The following is a 16,563-nucleotide window of genomic DNA, read 5'->3' as shown; positions in this document are numbered from 1 at the left end:
AAGTTCTGGCTTGAAAGAGGAGTGAGGGTGTTTAGGGGATTTCTTAAGAGGCTTCAATTCGTGCCGGACGGAACATTACGATTCGTCCATTTTTGCGGCGGGCAGCCCATTTGTTTCGTCGGCCTGGCCGGAACGGCGGGCGCGCACCTGCTGTTTGCGTCGGCTGAGATTTTCCCTGAGCTTTTCGGCGGCGCGCTCGCGGCGCAGTTTCGCCTGTGCCTCGATTGCCTCTTTGCGGCTCTGGTGGCCGGTTTCGGTCTTGTCGTTCATGTCACAGGATTAACCGAATTCGCGCCGATCCAAAAGGCCCCCGCATCGCAATCCACGCGAAGTTGGAATTTGCGGCTTGCGCTTGTCGTCAAGCTGTGGCAATAGCCGCCCCGTTCCCCCGATTGAGCCACCCGGCTCGCACGGGTCCTGGTCCTGCTGCCGTAGCTCAGTGGTAGAGCACACCCTTGGTAAGGGTGAGGTCGGTGGTTCAATCCCACTCGGCAGCACCAGTTTTCTTTCAGGCAATAACATCATATCTCGTGTGCCCGGCCGCCCCTCATCCGGCTGCCGCCACCTTCTCCCCGTAAACGGGGCGAAGGGGATATGCCGCAACGTCTCCGTCCCTCGCTGGCCCCTAGCAGGGCACGTCCCCTCGCCCCGTTTACGGGGAGAGGGTTAGGGTGAGGGGCAGCCATCCGCAGGAAGCGGACAGCATGCCCGTACAATCGGGGATTTCGGTCGCTTCGAGATAATAGGGTCGGAACGGGGATAACTGCCACCGTTCGACCAATTCGCCAGTTACCACAACTTCTTCACCTGGAATTGGTTCGTGGGGCAGTCCATTAACCCAGTCAAATATGCCCTCTACATACCATCGATCAACACTCTCTGATGCCACATGGGAGGCGATATCTATCGTCTCCCTCTTCCCCAGCCGCTGAAGGTTGACCCGCAGATATTCCCGCTGCATTCGCGGGACAGTTTCGATGGAAATATGGACGAGGAAGGCTTCTTCAGCCGATATCTCCGCGCCGTGGGCAAGAGGCGGCATTGCCAGTGCGCTCTAGAAAATAGCAGTCTGGATCAGATTTCGGCCTAACCACATATTGAGCTCTTAGCTTGCGGAGCATGGATCAGCGATACGGGCCTGCACCTTATGGTTTATTGAAGGCCTCTCCTTCGCGTACGGGCGTCCCCTTCGGAATCCTACGATCCCCGTGTCGCCAAGTGGCATTTCCGTTTCACCAGCAACAAACGATTCACCATTGTTGACCGCAAAAATCTCGCTAGAATGGCTATCATGGCCGTGTCTCGCCTGAGGATAGGCGGGCGCTGCACCGTAGTTCTGTCGAAACCCGGGAGGAGCATCGATGGCAACTGAAAAATGGCACGACCCGGTCAAGGTCGGCTTCGAAGGGGCCGATGCGCGAACCGTCAACGGGCCGTTCGATGCGCTGAAATGTCTGGCGGATCTCTGGCCGAGCGCGCGCGGACTGCATTATATCAAGGCGCGCAGCACCTGTCGGGCAGCACTCGACGGACGGAAGAGCGTGGAAGAGGCAAGAGCCGAATTCCTGGCGGCGGCTGAAGAGGCGAAGCTGAAGCTGCATTAGCACGGCAAGGACGTCCGGCCGTTTTTGATCTGTTCGGCAAGGCGTGCCGGAACGATACATTGTTTAATTTTCACTTAACCCTGGATCGAGCCGTTGCCGGGTTTGGGCGCAAAAGGCGTTGCGCCTGAGACAGCTGTTTCGATAGAAAACACCCAGCCATCATGATGATGGTCAGAGGCTCGTCACCCAAAACGCAGGCGAGCCTCGTTCGAACGGCCAGGCATGGATGTCGTCCGACAACCGCCGACACTTCTCGGCATCATGCTTCAGAGCAGATCGGATTTTCAGCAGGCCGCGTCACCCGCATTTTCCACCTCGATATACCCGACACCGATGATCGTGCCGTCGCCCGTGCGGATGAAGGACGGCAGATAGTGCGGCTCTACAGGCGTGCAGGCGGTCGTTTCGGTATATTCGTTGAGCGCGATCTGGTCCTTCGGAAGCGCGGAATAATCCGTGCCGGTTTCGAGCGAGGCATAGGCCGAGCCGGCAAAGACACCGCAGCCGATGATCAGAGTGGGCGCCCAGAGGCGAAGAGGCGTCTGCATGATGGTCTCCAGCGTTTCAGATCCGGCATTTCAACACTTGGGAGGGCGTTTTGGTTCCGTTGCCAGGCCCTGGGATGTGCAAGTGATATTCTCACTGTGTGGTGCTGCACCCTTGGCGGAAGGCACCGCCGTTCCATATCTGGCTGCAGTCTGAGAGGAATGACGACGATGAAAGCGCTACTGCCCGCCCTTTTTGCCGGCGCCCTGCTGGCCGGCTGCTCCTCGGCCGACAGTCCGGCGCTCGAACCCATCCCCGGCAGCATCACCTATGGCGGCCAACCGCGAACCAAGCTGACCAAGTCGCCGGTCGGCAGCGCCGTTTACAACCAGTTCTACAATGAGAGCGGCCAGCGCGTGGAGGAGACCTATATTCTTCAGCCGGACCGCAGCCTGAAGCTGGTGCGCCGCGAGGTGGGGCCGGATTTCCCCGATTGAGGATTGCCCGGTTCCCGACTTGACATCGCCGACAATCGCGAACATTCAAGGAACATCTAATCTTCTTGCAGTGATTCTGCGGGAGCCCGACCGGACGGCTGGATGTATCTCGAAAAGCTCAATCCCCAGCAGCGCATGGCCGTCGAGCACGGCACGCTCACCGACGGCAGCCATATTGCCGGGCCGCTGCTCGTCATCGCCGGCGCCGGTTCCGGCAAGACGAATACCTTGGCGCATCGGGTCGCCCATCTGATCGTCAAGGGCGCCGATCCCCGCCGCATCCTGCTGATGACCTTTTCGCGTCGGGCCGCCGCCGAGATGGCGCGGCGCGTCGAGCGCATCTGCCGCGACGTGCTCGGTTCGAAGGCCGGCGTCATGGCCGATGCGCTCACCTGGTCCGGCACCTTCCACGGTATCGGCGCCAGGCTGCTGCGCGACTATAACAAGCAGATCGGCCTCGATGCCGATTTCACCATCCATGACCGCGAAGACAGCGCCGACCTGATGAACCTGATCCGGCACGATCTCGGCTTCTCCAAGACGGAAAGCCGGTTCCCGGCCAAGGGCACCTGCCTTGCCATTTATTCCAGGGCGGTGAATTCGGAGACGGCGCTCGACCAGGTGCTGCGCGACGCCTTTCCCTGGTGCGCGGCGTGGGAAAAACAGCTGCGCGAGCTTTTCGCCTGCTATGTCGAGGCCAAGCAGGCCCAGAACGTGCTCGATTACGACGACCTCCTGCTCTATTGGGCGCAGATGGTCGGCGAGAACGTGATTGCCGAGGATATCGGCAGCCGTTTCGACCATGTGCTGGTCGACGAATATCAGGACACCAACCGGCTGCAGGCCTCGATCCTGATGGCGCTGAAGCCCGGCGGTCTGGGACTGACCGTCGTCGGCGACGATGCGCAGTCGATCTATTCCTTCCGCGCAGCGACGGTGCGCAACATTCTCGATTTTCCCGCCGCCTTCAGCCCGCCCGCCAATATCGTCACGCTCGACCGCAACTATCGCTCGACGCAGCCGATCCTGACAGCCGCCAACGCCGTCATCGATCTCGCCTCGGAGCGCTTCACCAAAAATCTCTGGACCGAGCGGCAATCGGCCGAGCGGCCGCGCCTCGTGACGGTGCGTGACGAGGCCGATCAGGCGCGTTATGTCGCCGACAAGGTGCTCGACAATCGCGAAGAGGGCCTCAAGCTCAAGCAGCAGGCGGTGCTGTTCCGCGCCTCGCACCACAGCGGGCCGCTGGAGGTCGAGCTGACCCGGCGCAATATTCCCTTCGTCAAATTCGGCGGGCTGAAATTTCTCGACAGCGCCCATGTCAAGGACATGCTGGCCGCCCTTCGCTTCGCCCAGAACCCGCGCGACCGGGTGGCCGGCTTCCGCCTGATGCAAATCCTGCCGGGCGTCGGCCCGTCGACGGCGCAGAAGGCGCTCGACCTGATGGCCGAGGATGCAATCCCGCTGACGGCGCTCGCCGCCATGCCGGCGCCGCCGCGCTGCGGCGAGGACTGGGCGGCTTTTGTTTCGATGCTGCAGGAGATGAAATCCGGCAAGGCCGGCTGGCCGGCGGAAATCGAGCTGGCGCGGCAATGGTACGCGCCGCATCTGGAACGGCTGCATGAGGACGCGGCAACGCGGCAGGCCGATCTCCTGCAGCTCGAGCAGATTGCCGGCGGTTATGCCTCGCGCGAGCGTTTCCTCACCGAACTGACGCTCGACCCACCGGATGCGACCAGCGACCAGGCCGGCGTGCCGCTGCTCGACGAGGACTATCTCATTCTGTCGACCATCCATTCGGCCAAGGGCCAGGAATGGACGAGGGTCTTCATGCTGAACGTCGTCGACGGCTGCATTCCGAGCGATCTTGCCGTCGGCGCCACCGCCGAAATCGAGGAGGAGCGCCGGCTGCTCTATGTGGCGATGACGCGTGCCCGCGACGGTCTCGACCTCGTCGTGCCGCAGCGTTTCTTCACCTATGGGCAGAACGCCCAGGGCGACCGTCACGTCTATGCCTCGCGCAGCCGCTTCATTCCGGCGACCCTGCTGCAATTCTTCGAGGCCTGCAACTGGCCGCAGGTGAAATCGGATGCCGCCGCGCAAGCGCAGGCGCGGCAGGTGCGCATCGATGTCGGCGCCCGTATGCGCGGCATGTGGCGCTAGAACAGGATGATTTTAGGCCCGGTCGGCCTAAAATCTGAATCCTGCTCTGAATTAAAGAGTTAGAGCATGATGTCGCCCGAAAACCGCTCACACTTTTCGGCATCATGCTCTAAGCGCAGCATGGAATCCGATCCATGCGACGCGCTTTGGTTCGGCCCTGACCTGGCGGGCGCTCAGTAGTCCCAGAACACCGGCACCCAACGGAAGACGTCACCGTCGACCGCCACCCGACCGACCGACGGGAACGGCAGGTGAGTGGCCACCAGCCGTTCGCCGTTCGCCGCCAGCTCCCTGAGAAGATCGATGCGTACACGAGCGGCCTCCTCGGGATCGTGTTCGAAACCATTGTACCAGTCGGGGTGCTCGAACCCGACCGCGAACACGGCATCGCCGGCGAATGTCAGGCGCTCGCCGCCGGATGCCAAGCGAACCACGCTGTGCCCGGGGGTATGGCCGCCGGTGCGTTGGACGACCACACCCGGCGCCACCTCGGACCGCTCATCGAACAGCTTGAGATGGCTGCCGTACTCGCTGAGGAATCGCTTTGCCGTTGCCCGAAGCGCATCCGGAAAGCCGGGCGGCATGGACACGTGGCTGAAATCGGGCGCCTCCCAGAACTTGGCCTCTGCGGCCGCCACGTGGATCCTGAGATCAGCACGCAACTGGTCCTTCACGCCATCGACCAGCAGCCCGCCGATGTGATCCATGTGCAAGTGGGTGAGCACCACGTCGGTCACGGATGCCAGATCGATGCCGGCGCCCGCCATTCGCTTGATCAACTGCCCGGCGCGCGGCAAGTTCAGGTCCGGATCCAAGCCCAGCCCAGCGTCGATGAGGATGGTCTGTCCGCCGCTGCGGACGAGGACCACGTTCAACGCCCAGTCGAAAGCCTCTCGCGGCAGGAACATGTCGTCCAGCCAGACTGCCCGGTCAGCCGCGGCGGCGTTGTGTCCCAGCATCGCAGTCGGGAGCGGCAATACGCCATCGCTGATGATCAGCACTTCAATTTCGCCGATCCGCACCGCATAGCGCGACGGGACCAACTCTTCGGGCTTTGGCCTGCCAGACTCCTGCTGACCAGTCGTACGGGGTTTTGCTTCTGCCTGCGACATGATGCGCTCCTGTTTTGCGTGATCGAGATGTCGGTTAGGGGTCACGTCGCGGACACTATGTCGGGGCGTGCTGACGGTCGATCAGGTCAAGGGAGAGGAAAGGCTACGCCTTAGGATAGGCCAGCCTATAGCTTCAGCCGGCCGTCGGGAAGGTTTGGTAGTGTACGCGCTGGCGTGAAGAAGCATCGGTTATCGCCCGCCGAACTGTGCCTGCACTCCGTATTCAGAGGTGCGGCGTTAGAGCGAAAGCGGCGGGTCGGCCGGTTTCAGGAAACGCTCGAGGATTGCCGGCTCCACGGCCTCGACTGACGCGGGCGACCATTTTGGATTGCGGTCCTTGTCGATGACGGCGGCGCGGATGCCCTCGAAGAAATCCGGGTTGTGCAACATCTGCAGGCAGGCGCCGAGTTCACGGCCGAGGCATTCGGCCAGCGACGCGCTGCGGCGGCCGGCTCTCAGCAGATGCAGAGCGAGCTTCAGGCTGGTCGGCGAACGCGCCAGCAGTACGCGGCGCGTCTCGTCGGCGAACTCTCCCGCCTCCCGGCCGAGCGCCGCGAGGATCTCCTCGACGCTGTCGAAACAAAACGCACGGTCGATCACCGCTGCGTTCTGCCGCAGCCGGCTTTCACCCTGAGGTTCCGCAAACGCCTGCAAGGTGGTATCGACATCAATCGACGAACTACCGCATGGTAGTGTGGACAGCGCATCGATCACCTCGCCGAGTCGCGAGGAAGCGATTTGAACATCGGCAAGCCCGGAGTGGATCGCGTCGGCCGCGCCGATATCGAGGCCCGTCAGACCGAGCCATGTCCCGGCTTCACCGGGTGCCTGCGGCAGAAGCCAGGTGGCGCCGACATCGGGGACATAGCCGATACCGGTTTCTGGCATCGCCAGCCGGGTGCGCTCGGTAACGATGCGGTGGCGGCCGTGCGACGACAGGCCGACGCCGCCGCCCATGGTGATGCCGTCCATCAGCGCCACATAGGGTTTGGGGTAGACGGAAATCATATGGTTGAGGCGGAATTCCTCGCGCCAGAAGGTTCCGGCGAGGCCGTCGCCGGCCCGGGCGCTCTCGTGCAGGGCGCGGATATCGCCGCCGGCGCAGAAGCCGCGCTCGCCTTCCCCCGTCGCCACGACAATCGCCACGTCGGCATCGCGGGCAAAACCGTCAAGCGCTTCGGCGATCGTCCGGATCATCGCCAGCGTCAGGCTGTTCAGCGCCCGCGGCCGGTTGAGCCGGATAATGCCGGCAGCGCCTCGCCGCTCGATGATGACTTCGCTGTCCTGCATGGTTCACCTCCGCTGTTCCAGCCTTTCCTGGTCAGACATTCTGCCTAGGAAAGGCTAAAACCATGCATAGACGACGATGCGGCATCGCTCCAGAGCATTTCCGGTAAGCCTGTAAACCGGCTGCCGCCGAGCACTGTTCAAAAGGATGCGGCGGCAAGCGCACGGTGGATGCTGTGCAGGTCGTCGACATTTCTGTTCGACAGGAAGAGCTCCCAATCGAGCGAGCTCTGGACGATGGTCTCAAGCGAATCGTGGCGGGGCTTCCAGTCGAGCACTTGGCGAGCGAGCGAAGCATCGGCGACGACGCTTGCCGAATCGCCGGGACGGCGCGGCGCCATATGGATTTTGAAGGAATGTCCGTGCAGGCGGGTGACCATGTTCAAGACGTCGAGCACCGAATAGCCGCTGCCATAACCGCAATTTGCAACCAGCGAGCCTTTGTCCCTGCGCAGATGCTGCAGCGCTTTCAGATGGGCATCGGCGAGATCGGTGACATGGATGTAGTCGCGCACGCCGGTGCCGTCATGGGTGGGATAGTCGATGCCGTAGACATGAACGCTGTCGCGTTTGCCGAGTGCTGCCTCGCAGGCGACCTTGATCAGATGTGTGGCGCCTGAGGTCGACTGGCCGGTGCGGCGATCGGGGTCGGCGCCGGCGACGTTGAAATAACGGAGCGCGACATAGTTGAAATCATAGGCGGCGGCGGCATCGCGCAGCATGAATTCGGTCATCAGCTTCGACTGGCCATAGGGATTTTCCGGATTGAGGGAGGCATTCTCCTTCACCGGCAGGTCATTCTGCTGCTGACCGTAGACGGCGGCCGTCGACGAAAACACGAAATTGCGGATGCCGGCCTTGATCGAGGCGGAGAGAAGCGCCCGGGTCTTGCCGGAGTTGTTGTCGTAATAGGAAAGCGGATCGGCGACCGAGACCGGGACGACGGCGGAGCCGGCGAAATGGATGATCGCCTCGACGTCGTTTTCGATGAAGATCTTCTTCAAGATGTCGGCATCGGCAATGTCGCCGAGGTAGAAACGCGCCGCCGGCGCCACGGCCCAGCGGAAGCCGGTGGAGAGGCGGTCGAGCACGACCACATCCTCGCCCGCATCGATGAGCGCCCAAACCATGTGACTGCCGATATAACCGGCCCCGCCCGTCACCAAAACCGCCATGTCCCGACCCCTGCTTTCGCTTTTTAGAAGCAGGGGCATCAGGCGCCGGTTTTTCTTTCCAATTTTCTTATCGCGGGGCCGTTCGGGACCGTTTCAACGCTTATGTTTGAAGTCGTGGTTAGAGGCCGATTTCGGGTTTTGCTCAAGTTTTATCGATCGAGCGCTTCCGGCACAAAACCGGCCTATCCGGCCGCTTCTCAGCGTTTGAGGATATAATCGCAGAGACGTTCCGCCGCGATCGCCACCTGGCCGGGGTCGCGCAGGAAACAGGCGCGCAGGAAGAGTTCGCCGCCGGCGCCGAAGGCGGTTCCGGGGGCGAGGCCGACGCCCGTCTTGTCGACGATGTCGATGGCAGCACTGCGGCTGTCGGTGACGCCGTCGATCTTCAGGAAGGCATAGAGCGCGCCATCCGGTTTCAGCGTCTCGACACGATTGGTGGCGATCAGCGCATCGCAGAGAATATCGCGGGATCGGGCCGCCTTGGCGATATTGGCGGCAACGAAATCGTCACCCTGATCGAGCGCCGCGACGGCGCCCTTCTGCATGAACTGGGCCACACCCGACGTCGAATACTGGATGAGATTTTCGAGCACCTGGCCCATCTCGGGGGGCGCGACGATCCAACCGACGCGCCAGCCGGTCATCGACCAGTTCTTCGAGAAGGAATTGACGAAGATGATCTTGTCGCCTTCCTCCATCACGTCGAGGAAGGAGGGGGCGCGGCCACCGGCAAAATAATAGCGCGCGTAGATTTCGTCCGCCATGATCCAGAGGTCGTGCCGGCGGGCAAGCGCCAGGATCTCGCCGAGATCCTGCTTCGTTGCGGTCCAACCCGTCGGGTTCGACGGCGTGTTGATGAAGATGCCCCTTGTCTTCGGCGTGATCGCGGCTTCGATGCGGTTGCAATCGATCGCCCATTTGCCGCCTTCGAACTGCAGCTCTACGCCGACGGCGCGCGCCCCGGCGATTTCGAGCGCGGCGGCGATATTCGGCCAGGCCGGAGTGAGGTAGACGAACTCGTCGCCGGGCGAGGTCAGCGCCTGCACGGAGATCTGGATCGCCTGCATGCCGGAGCCGGTGACATAGAAATGCTCGACTGGCAGGCGGACGGAAAAATGCCTGAAGTAATAATCCGACAGAGCCTGGCGAAGCTTGGGAATGCCACGCTGCCAGGTGTAGAAGGTCTCGCCCGCAGCCAGCGCCTCCATCGCTGCCCGGCTGATGAAATCGGGAGTCGGCAGATCGCCCTCACCCACCCACAGCGGCAGCAGGCCTTCGCGGCCACGGGCATAATTGACGACTTCGACGATCCCGCTTTCGGGCGCCGCCAGGGCGCGCGGGCTGAGGCTATTGACGATCGACATGCATATCTCCAAGTTTTCGCCTTCATAGAAGATTTATGCCGGCAAATCCCATGATATCCAGTGATGGCATATCGATTTTGGTGATGGATGGCCGTCCTTGCCGACGTGGCAAAGCACCCCAACGCGGCGCAACTCAGTCCGCCATGGGGCGAGTTTGACTGGAAAGCCACCCCACCCCTCCGTCGTCCTCGGGCTTGACCCTGGGCTTGACCCGAGGACCCATGCGGTGGCTGCTGATGGGTGCGGTGTGGATGCTCGGGTCAAGCCCAAGCATGACGGGGGATGGGGCGGGCGGAGCTATTGTGAAGCTCACCAGAGGTGCCTCAGCACGCCGCGCGGCCGCCGACTTCAGCCCCGATCAGCCGTCGGGCGCGTGGCGAGGAGATCGCGGATCTCCGTCAGCAGTTGAACATCCGCCGGCGGTGGGGGCAGCTCTTCCGGTGCGGCCTTTTCCTGGCGCTCGACCTGCATGCGCAGATAATTGACGCCCTTGACCATCAGGAAGATGATCCAGGCCAGAATCAGGAAATTGATGAGGACGGTGAGGAAGCTGCCATAGGCGAATACCGCGCCCTGGGCGCGGGCGGCGGCAAGTGTGGGCGCGTTGACGGCCGAGGACAGTGGCAGGAAGTAATTCGAAAAATCGAAGCCGCCCATAATGGCGCCGACGATCGGCATGATAAGGTCATCGACCAAAGATTTGACGATGCCGCCGAAGGCGCCGCCGATGATGACGCCGACTGCAAGATCCATGACATTGCCGCGGGCGATAAAGGCCTTGAACTCATTGAGCATCCGATCCGTCTCCCTTCGATCCATTTCAGAGGTATGCAGTTGTTTTCATTAGCTACATCTTCATCGCAATTAATCAATTGCAAATCGCAATAATCCGGCCATGTCCCGCGTGCAGCCTTTGACTTAAGGTGTAGATGGGCGGGAATTTTCAAGGCTCCTGAAATGACTTAAGCTGACCTGTATTGCGGCAGGTGCCGGCGGCTTTTCGCCGGCGGAGGGTCAATGCTTCCAGGCTGGGTCATATTCGCGTCTGCCTTCGGCTATCTGCTGCTGCTTTTCGCCGTGGCGAGCTATGGCGACCGCAAGAACCGCGGCCCGGGTGCGCCGGAAGGCGGATGGCCGGTCGTCTATGCGCTGAGCCTGGCGATCTATTGCACCTCCTGGACCTATTTCGGCAGCGTCGGGCTTGCGGCGCAGCGAGGGTTGGAATTTGCCGGCATCTATATCGGCCCCATTCTGGTCTTCACGCTCGGCATGCCGCTGCTTCGCCGCATCATCGAGCTCGCCAAGGCCGAAAAACTCACCTCGGTCGCCGATTTCGTCGCCGCGCGCTACGGCAAGAACCCGACGGTCGCCACGATCGTCGCGCTGATCTCGCTGATCGGCACCATTCCCTATATCGCGCTGCAGCTGAAGGCGATCTCGAGCACCGTCAGCGCCATGGTCAACCCGTCCGATTACGGCATCGGCAGCGGCAATCTCTATTTTCTCGACCTGCCACTGCTGGCGACGCTGGTGCTTGCCTGCTTCGCCATAATGTTCGGCACGCGCCATACCGATGCGACGGAACATCAGGACGGACTGATCCTCGCGGTTTCGATGGAATCGGTGGTCAAGCTGGTCGCCTTCCTGACGGCCGGCATCTGCGTCATCTGGTTTCTTTTCGACGGTCCGGCCGATCTCTGGCAGAAGACCGTGGAAAACAGCCTGGTGATGTCGGCGCTGAATTATCATACGCCGATCAGCCGCTGGATCACCCTGATCCTGCTGTCGGCCTTTGCGATCATCATGCTGCCGCGGCAATTTCACGTGACGGTCGTGGAAAACCGAACGGCAAAGCAGCTGAAACTCGCCGGCTTTCTGTTTCCCTTCTATCTTATCGCGATCAATCTTTTCGTGCTGCCGGTAGCGATCGGCGGATTGCTGACCTTCGGGGGCGGCGGCAATGCCGATTTTTACATGCTGTCGCTGCCGCTCGCCGGCCAGATGCCCGTGGTGACACTGATCACCTTCATCGGCGGCTTCTCCGCCGCGACGGCAATGGTCATCGTCGATTCCGTGGCACTGTCTATCATGGTGTCGAACGACATCATCATGCCGATCTTCCTCCGGCGCAAACTCGCCGGCCGCGCCGGCCAGCGCGACGATTTCGCCAAGACGCTGCTCAACATCCGCCGCAGCGCCATCTTCGCCGTGCTGCTGTTCGGTTATGCCTATTACCGCTCGACCGACAGCACGGCCGGCCTCGCCTCGATCGGGCTTCTCTCCTTTGCGGCGATCGCGCAGATCGCCCCAGCGCTGTTCGGCGGGCTGATCTGGCGGCGGGCAAATGCGCGCGGCGCCATCCTCGGGCTGACGTCCGGCTTCGTCATCTGGATCTACCTGCTGTTCCTGCCGTCGCTCGGCGGTCCCGATTATTCGCATGTGGCAAGCGCCGTGCTCGGCTTCATCTTCCCCGGCGCGACGCTGTTTACCGCGCCCGATGCCGATCCCCTGGTCAATGCGACGGTCATGAGCCTGCTCGTCAACACCGCCTTCGTCATCGTCGGATCGCTCACCCGCAATGCCAGGCCGCTGGAACGCATCCAGGCCGGCATCTTCGTCAAACGGCATTCGCGCTCGCAATTTGCCACGCGCGGCTGGAAGACCCGCATCAGCGTCGGCGACCTCAAGGCGGCGATCTCGCGCTATCTCGGCGAAGAGCGCATGCAGCGCTCGTTCACCACTTACGAACAAAGCTCCGGCCGCAAGCTGGAGGACGAACAGCCGGCCGATATGGCGCTCATCCATTTCAGCGAACAGCTGCTCGGCAGCGCCATCGGTTCCTCCTCGGCGCGGCTGGTGCTGTCCTTGATCCTGCAGAAGATCGAGGATGCTTCGTCCGACACCGCCTGGCTGCTCGACCAGGCGAGCGAGGCGCTGCAATATAACCAGGACATGCTGCAGACCGCGCTTTCGCAGATGGACCAGGGCATTGCCGTCTTCGACAGTTCCAACCGGCTGACGATCTGGAACCGCCGCTTCCGGCAATTGCTCGATCTGCCGGAGAATGCCGGCCAGGTCGGTTTTCCCCTCTCCGACATCGTCACCATTCTCAGCCAGCGCGGCGACATCGCGCCCGGCGACCTGCAGCAGACGGTGCGGCATTTCCTGACGCTCGACAAACCCTTCGCACTGGTGCTCGGCGGCGGCGAGCGGATCATCGAGGTGCGCTCCAACGCCATGCCCGACAAGGGCATCGTCGCCACCTTCACCGACATCACCCAGCGCGTCAGCGCCGACCAGGCGCTGAAGCAGGCGAACGAGACGCTGGAGCAGCGCGTCGCCGAACGCACGGCGGAGCTGACCCGCGTCAACCGCGAACTCGCCGAAGCGCGGGCCGCCGCCGACGAAGCGAATATAGGCAAGACCCGTTTTTTCGCCGCCGCCGGCCACGACATCCTGCAGCCGCTCAACGCCGCCAGGCTCTATTCCTCCGCATTGGTCGAACGCATGGCGCAATCCGACACCAGCCCGATCGTGCGCAACATCGATTCGGCGCTGGAATCGGTCGAGACCATTCTCGGCGCGGTGCTCGATATCTCCCGACTCGATACCGGCGCCATGCGGCCGCGCCTCGCCTCCGTCGCGCTGTCAGACCTGTTGGAGCGCATCGAGACTGATTTCGCGCCGATCGCGCGGGAAAAACAGTTGAAGCTGGTGGTCATGCCGACATCGCTCCGGGTGCGCTCCGATCCCAATCTCCTGCGTCGCCTCGTTCAGAACCTGGTGTCGAACGCCATCAAGTACACGATCACCGGCAAGGTGCTGGTCGGGGCGCGGCGACGCGGCAACCAGGTGATCATCCAGGTGATCGATTCGGGCATCGGCATTCCGCCGTCGAAATTCCGCACCGTCTTCAAGGAATTCGCGCGCCTGGACGAAGGTGCGAAGACCGCATCCGGCCTTGGTCTCGGCCTTTCGATCGTCGACCGCATCGCTCGGGTGCTCAATCATCGGGTCGAGCTGCATTCGACGCATGGCAAAGGCACCGAGTTCCGCATCGCCATGCCGCTCGACGCTTCGCGCCCGGCAGAAGCCGCGGCAGCCGTCGCCCCTGCCGAACGCGGCGGGCAGCCGCTAAAGGGGCTCAAGATCCTGTGCATCGACAACGAGCCGAAGATCCTCGAGGGCATGCGGCTGCTGCTCAGCGGCTGGGGCTGCGAGGTCAGGGCGCTCGATTGCCTTGCAGACGTCATATCAAGCGATGGCGATGGCGGGCCGCCGGATCTCGTCATTGCCGACTATCATCTCGACGACGGCACCGGCATTGCCGCGATCCTGCACCTGCGCCGGCAGTTCGGCACGGATCTCCCGGCTTTGCTGATCACCGCCGACCGCACGCTTGAGGTGCGCGGCGAGGCCGAGCGGCACGACATCGCCGTTCAGCACAAACCGGTACGTCCGGCGGCGCTGCGCGCGTATATCACTCAAATATCCGGCCTCAAACGCGCAGCCGCAGAGTAAGAGATTCAGTCCGTCGTGGTCATGAGGCGTGCGACCAGAGAGCGCACACGCGCGGCATCCGGCACGTCGCCGAACAGGATGCGGTACATGATCGGCGCCACGACCTCATCCATGACACGGTCGACATCGGGAAAGGCCTCGCCGCGCGCCTTCGCCCGGTCGGCAATGACGACGATCTGCTGGCGCGTATATTCGGCGCATTTGCAGGCATTGGCGCCGGCCTGCGCCGCCAGCACATCGCGGATCATCTCACGGCCTGGCCCGGAGGTCATTTCCTCGGCATATTGCTCGGCCCAGGCTTCGAGGTCGGCCCTGCCGCTGCCGGCATCGACCGGCTGCATATCCGGCCGCAACCGCTCGACGGCGACATCGGCCAGCAGCTCCTGCAGATCGCCCCAGCGGCGATAGATGGTCGACGGGGTCACCCCCGCCCTGGCAGCGATCAGCGGGATCGTCACCTCGGCGCGGTTCATCTCGGCCAGCAGCTCGCGGACGGCTTTGTGAACCGATGCCTGAACCCGGGCACTTCTGCCACCCGGCCGGAGATTTTCTTTCAATGCCATGCCCGCAACCCGACTTACGCCTTCCAGTTCTATGGTTCAAAATCTTTGAAAGATGCATTAACGCAAAGAATTTGCCTTTATGCCGCAAGCGCCTTAGATGGAGCTAACGCAACGGCTTAGCTTTAAGGGGCTTATATATGCTCGCCTCAGCCAAATCCACAGAGAATGCGCCAGCCCCCTCGATCGGCTTTCACGCGCTGACGCTCGCCACCTTCTTCGGCGCTTCCGCGGCGCCGACGCCGCTCTACCGCATCTATCAGGAGAACTTCTCGCTCTCGCCGGTGGTGATTACGGTGATCTTCGCGGTCTACGCTTTCGCCCTGCTGACGGCGCTCCTGATCGCCGGTTCGATCTCCGACCATCTGGGCAGGAAGCCGGTGATCTTCTCAGCCCTCTTGCTCGAAATCCTTGCCATGGGGCTGTTCGTCGTCGCCAACGGCCCCGGCTGGCTGATCGCGGCACGGACCGTTCAGGGTGTGGCGACCGGCATTGCCGGCGCTTCGCTCGGAGCGGCGCTTGTCGATGTCGATCGGGCAAAGGGGCAGATCGTCAATTCGATCGCGCCGCTTTGCGGCATGGCAGTCGGCGCGGTCGGCACCAGCGCCTTAATCCAATATGGCCCGTTCCCGATGCATCTCACCTATGCGCTGCTGATCATCGCCTTCACCCTGCAGGCGGGCGGCATCTGGCTGACCCGGGAGACGGGCGGCAGGCGACCCGGCGCGCTCGGCTCGCTGATGCCGCGGGTCGTCATTCCGCCGCAGGTGAAGCGGCCGCTGTCGCTGGTGACGCCGATCAACATCGCCAACTGGACGCTTGCGGGCTTCTACCTCTCGCTGGTACCGTCGCTGGTCGCCAGCACGACCGGCAGTCGCGCGCCGCTGACGGGCGGGGCTGTCGTGACCGCGCTGATGGTGAGCGGAGCAATCGCCGTCTATCTCAGGCGCGGCAAGACGGCATCGGCCAATCTCGGTTTCGGCGTGTCGGCCAAAACGCTCGGCATCCTGACGGTCGTTGCCGGCGTGCATCTTGCCAATGTACCGCTGCTTCTCGTCGGCACCCTCTTCACCGGCGCCGGCTTCGGCACCAATTTCCTCGGCTCGATCGGCACCATCATGCCGCTTGCCAAGGCGGAGGAACGGGCCGGCCTGCTTGCCGCCTTCTACGTCCAGAGTTATCTCGCCTTCAGCCTGCCGGCGATCCTTGCCGGCCTCCTGGCGAAATCGGCAGGTTATAGCCTGACGACGGATATCTATGCGACGGCCATCCTGCTTTTGATGGGCATCGGGATCATCGCTGTCCGTAGTGGCCGCAGGAAGATGGCCTGACATACAAGGCCCACGTCACGGCTTGAGATCGAGCAATGCACGGCCGCTGCCATCCATGGCGAAGGGCACGGAGGCATGCTGGTGAGCGACGATCCAATGCCCGTCTTGCTTGACGATGCCGAGGGTCTGGCGGAACCAGAGGTCAACCTCGGCGCCATCGGTCTTGGTCCCGGTCATGCGCATGAGACCGCTCCAGAACGCAACATCGCCGCCGACCGTCAGTTTGGCATCGCGCACTTCGCCGCCGATCGGGCCCTCCCAGGTGTCGAACCACGCCTGCAGACCCGCCTCGTCCTGGCCGTAGTAGACGAGCGGCGGCGCCAGCGAAAACTCGACGGAATCCTCGGCCTCATAGGAAAGCGCCTCCGCGGCGTTCTTTTCGCCCAGCGCCTTGGCCCGCATCATCAGCATGGCGATGATCGCCTCTTCGTCGATCCTGGCTTCGTCTTTCACGGTCGTTCTC

General features: G+C 62.6%; 15 protein-coding genes and 1 tRNA gene. 6 read left to right on the top strand and 10 right to left on the bottom strand.

Annotation, left to right across the window (positions count from 1 at the left end):
* Nucleotides 1-75 precede the first annotated feature (75 nt).
* On the bottom strand, nucleotides 76-270 hold the full coding sequence (locus tag EFR00_RS19490; protein WP_009996058.1) for a hypothetical protein: 195 nt from the start codon (nucleotides 268-270) through the stop codon (nucleotides 76-78).
* A 155-nt stretch (nucleotides 271-425) separates the two neighbouring features.
* Here EFR00_RS19490 and EFR00_RS19485 point away from each other — a divergent pair.
* A tRNA-Thr gene (locus EFR00_RS19485) sits at nucleotides 426-500 on the top strand.
* A 152-nt stretch (nucleotides 501-652) separates the two neighbouring features.
* On the opposite strand, the gene EFR00_RS19480 is transcribed toward EFR00_RS19485, so the two are convergent.
* Complete coding sequence (locus EFR00_RS19480) at nucleotides 653-1,042, bottom strand: hypothetical protein (protein ID WP_077992611.1); 390 nt, start codon at nucleotides 1,040-1,042, stop codon at nucleotides 653-655.
* A 319-nt stretch (nucleotides 1,043-1,361) separates the two neighbouring features.
* On the opposite strand from EFR00_RS19480, the gene EFR00_RS19475 reads away from it, so the two are divergent.
* Entirely contained in the window at nucleotides 1,362-1,604 is a 243-nt protein-coding gene (locus EFR00_RS19475) for a DUF982 domain-containing protein (RefSeq protein WP_077992613.1), read from the top strand.
* Between the two features lie 284 nt (nucleotides 1,605-1,888).
* Here the strand turns inward: EFR00_RS19475 and EFR00_RS19470 are convergent, their stop codons facing one another.
* Nucleotides 1,889-2,152, bottom strand: coding sequence for a hypothetical protein (locus EFR00_RS19470; protein WP_077992614.1), 264 nt, complete (start codon nucleotides 2,150-2,152; stop codon nucleotides 1,889-1,891).
* A gap of 168 nt (nucleotides 2,153-2,320) precedes the next feature.
* On the opposite strand from EFR00_RS19470, the gene EFR00_RS19465 reads away from it, so the two are divergent.
* The gene (locus tag EFR00_RS19465) at nucleotides 2,321-2,587 is read left to right on the top strand and encodes a membrane protein (RefSeq protein WP_039623010.1); all 267 of its coding nucleotides are present in this window, start codon (nucleotides 2,321-2,323) and stop codon (nucleotides 2,585-2,587) included.
* Nucleotides 2,588-2,689: 102 nt separating this feature from the next.
* On the top strand, nucleotides 2,690-4,750 hold the full coding sequence (locus EFR00_RS19460) for an ATP-dependent helicase (protein WP_077992615.1): 2,061 nt from the start codon (nucleotides 2,690-2,692) through the stop codon (nucleotides 4,748-4,750).
* A 173-nt stretch (nucleotides 4,751-4,923) separates the two neighbouring features.
* Here EFR00_RS19460 and EFR00_RS19455 read toward each other — a convergent pair whose 3' ends face one another.
* From EFR00_RS19455 to mscL, 5 genes are all read right to left on the bottom strand, one after another.
* Complete coding sequence (locus tag EFR00_RS19455) at nucleotides 4,924-5,862, bottom strand: MBL fold metallo-hydrolase (protein ID WP_077992622.1); 939 nt, start codon at nucleotides 5,860-5,862, stop codon at nucleotides 4,924-4,926.
* 237 nt (nucleotides 5,863-6,099) lie between these two features.
* Nucleotides 6,100-7,152, bottom strand: coding sequence for an enoyl-CoA hydratase/isomerase family protein (locus EFR00_RS19450; protein ID WP_077992624.1), 1,053 nt, complete (start codon nucleotides 7,150-7,152; stop codon nucleotides 6,100-6,102).
* Nucleotides 7,153-7,289: 137 nt separating this feature from the next.
* On the bottom strand, nucleotides 7,290-8,324 hold the full coding sequence (galE, locus tag EFR00_RS19445) for a UDP-glucose 4-epimerase GalE (RefSeq protein ID WP_077992626.1): 1,035 nt from the start codon (nucleotides 8,322-8,324) through the stop codon (nucleotides 7,290-7,292).
* 197 nt (nucleotides 8,325-8,521) lie between these two features.
* Nucleotides 8,522-9,688, bottom strand: coding sequence for a pyridoxal phosphate-dependent aminotransferase (locus EFR00_RS19440; protein WP_077992629.1), 1,167 nt, complete (start codon nucleotides 9,686-9,688; stop codon nucleotides 8,522-8,524).
* Nucleotides 9,689-10,036: 348 nt separating this feature from the next.
* Entirely contained in the window at nucleotides 10,037-10,483 is a 447-nt protein-coding gene (gene mscL / locus EFR00_RS19435; RefSeq protein ID WP_009995006.1) for a large conductance mechanosensitive channel protein MscL, read from the bottom strand.
* Between the two features lie 222 nt (nucleotides 10,484-10,705).
* On the opposite strand from mscL, the gene EFR00_RS19430 reads away from it, so the two are divergent.
* On the top strand, nucleotides 10,706-14,209 hold the full coding sequence (locus EFR00_RS19430) for a PAS domain-containing hybrid sensor histidine kinase/response regulator (RefSeq protein WP_077992631.1): 3,504 nt from the start codon (nucleotides 10,706-10,708) through the stop codon (nucleotides 14,207-14,209).
* Between the two features lie 5 nt (nucleotides 14,210-14,214).
* On the opposite strand, the gene EFR00_RS19425 is transcribed toward EFR00_RS19430, so the two are convergent.
* Entirely contained in the window at nucleotides 14,215-14,772 is a 558-nt protein-coding gene (locus tag EFR00_RS19425; protein WP_039617812.1) for a TetR/AcrR family transcriptional regulator, read from the bottom strand.
* A gap of 137 nt (nucleotides 14,773-14,909) precedes the next feature.
* Between EFR00_RS19425 and EFR00_RS19420 the strand changes: the two genes are divergently transcribed.
* Nucleotides 14,910-16,100, top strand: a complete 1,191-nt coding sequence (locus tag EFR00_RS19420; protein WP_077992633.1) for an MFS transporter — start codon at nucleotides 14,910-14,912, stop codon at nucleotides 16,098-16,100.
* Between the two features lie 15 nt (nucleotides 16,101-16,115).
* Here the strand turns inward: EFR00_RS19420 and EFR00_RS19415 are convergent, their stop codons facing one another.
* Nucleotides 16,116-16,553, bottom strand: coding sequence for a YybH family protein (locus tag EFR00_RS19415; RefSeq protein ID WP_077992635.1), 438 nt, complete (start codon nucleotides 16,551-16,553; stop codon nucleotides 16,116-16,118).
* Nucleotides 16,554-16,563: the final 10 nt, after the last annotated feature.

The organism is Rhizobium sophoriradicis (genome assembly GCF_003939025.1).
Lineage (GTDB): Bacteria > Pseudomonadota > Alphaproteobacteria > Rhizobiales > Rhizobiaceae > Rhizobium > Rhizobium sophoriradicis.
Note: the sequence above shows the minus strand (reverse complement) of the source record. Positions and strands in the feature narration are given on the sequence as shown.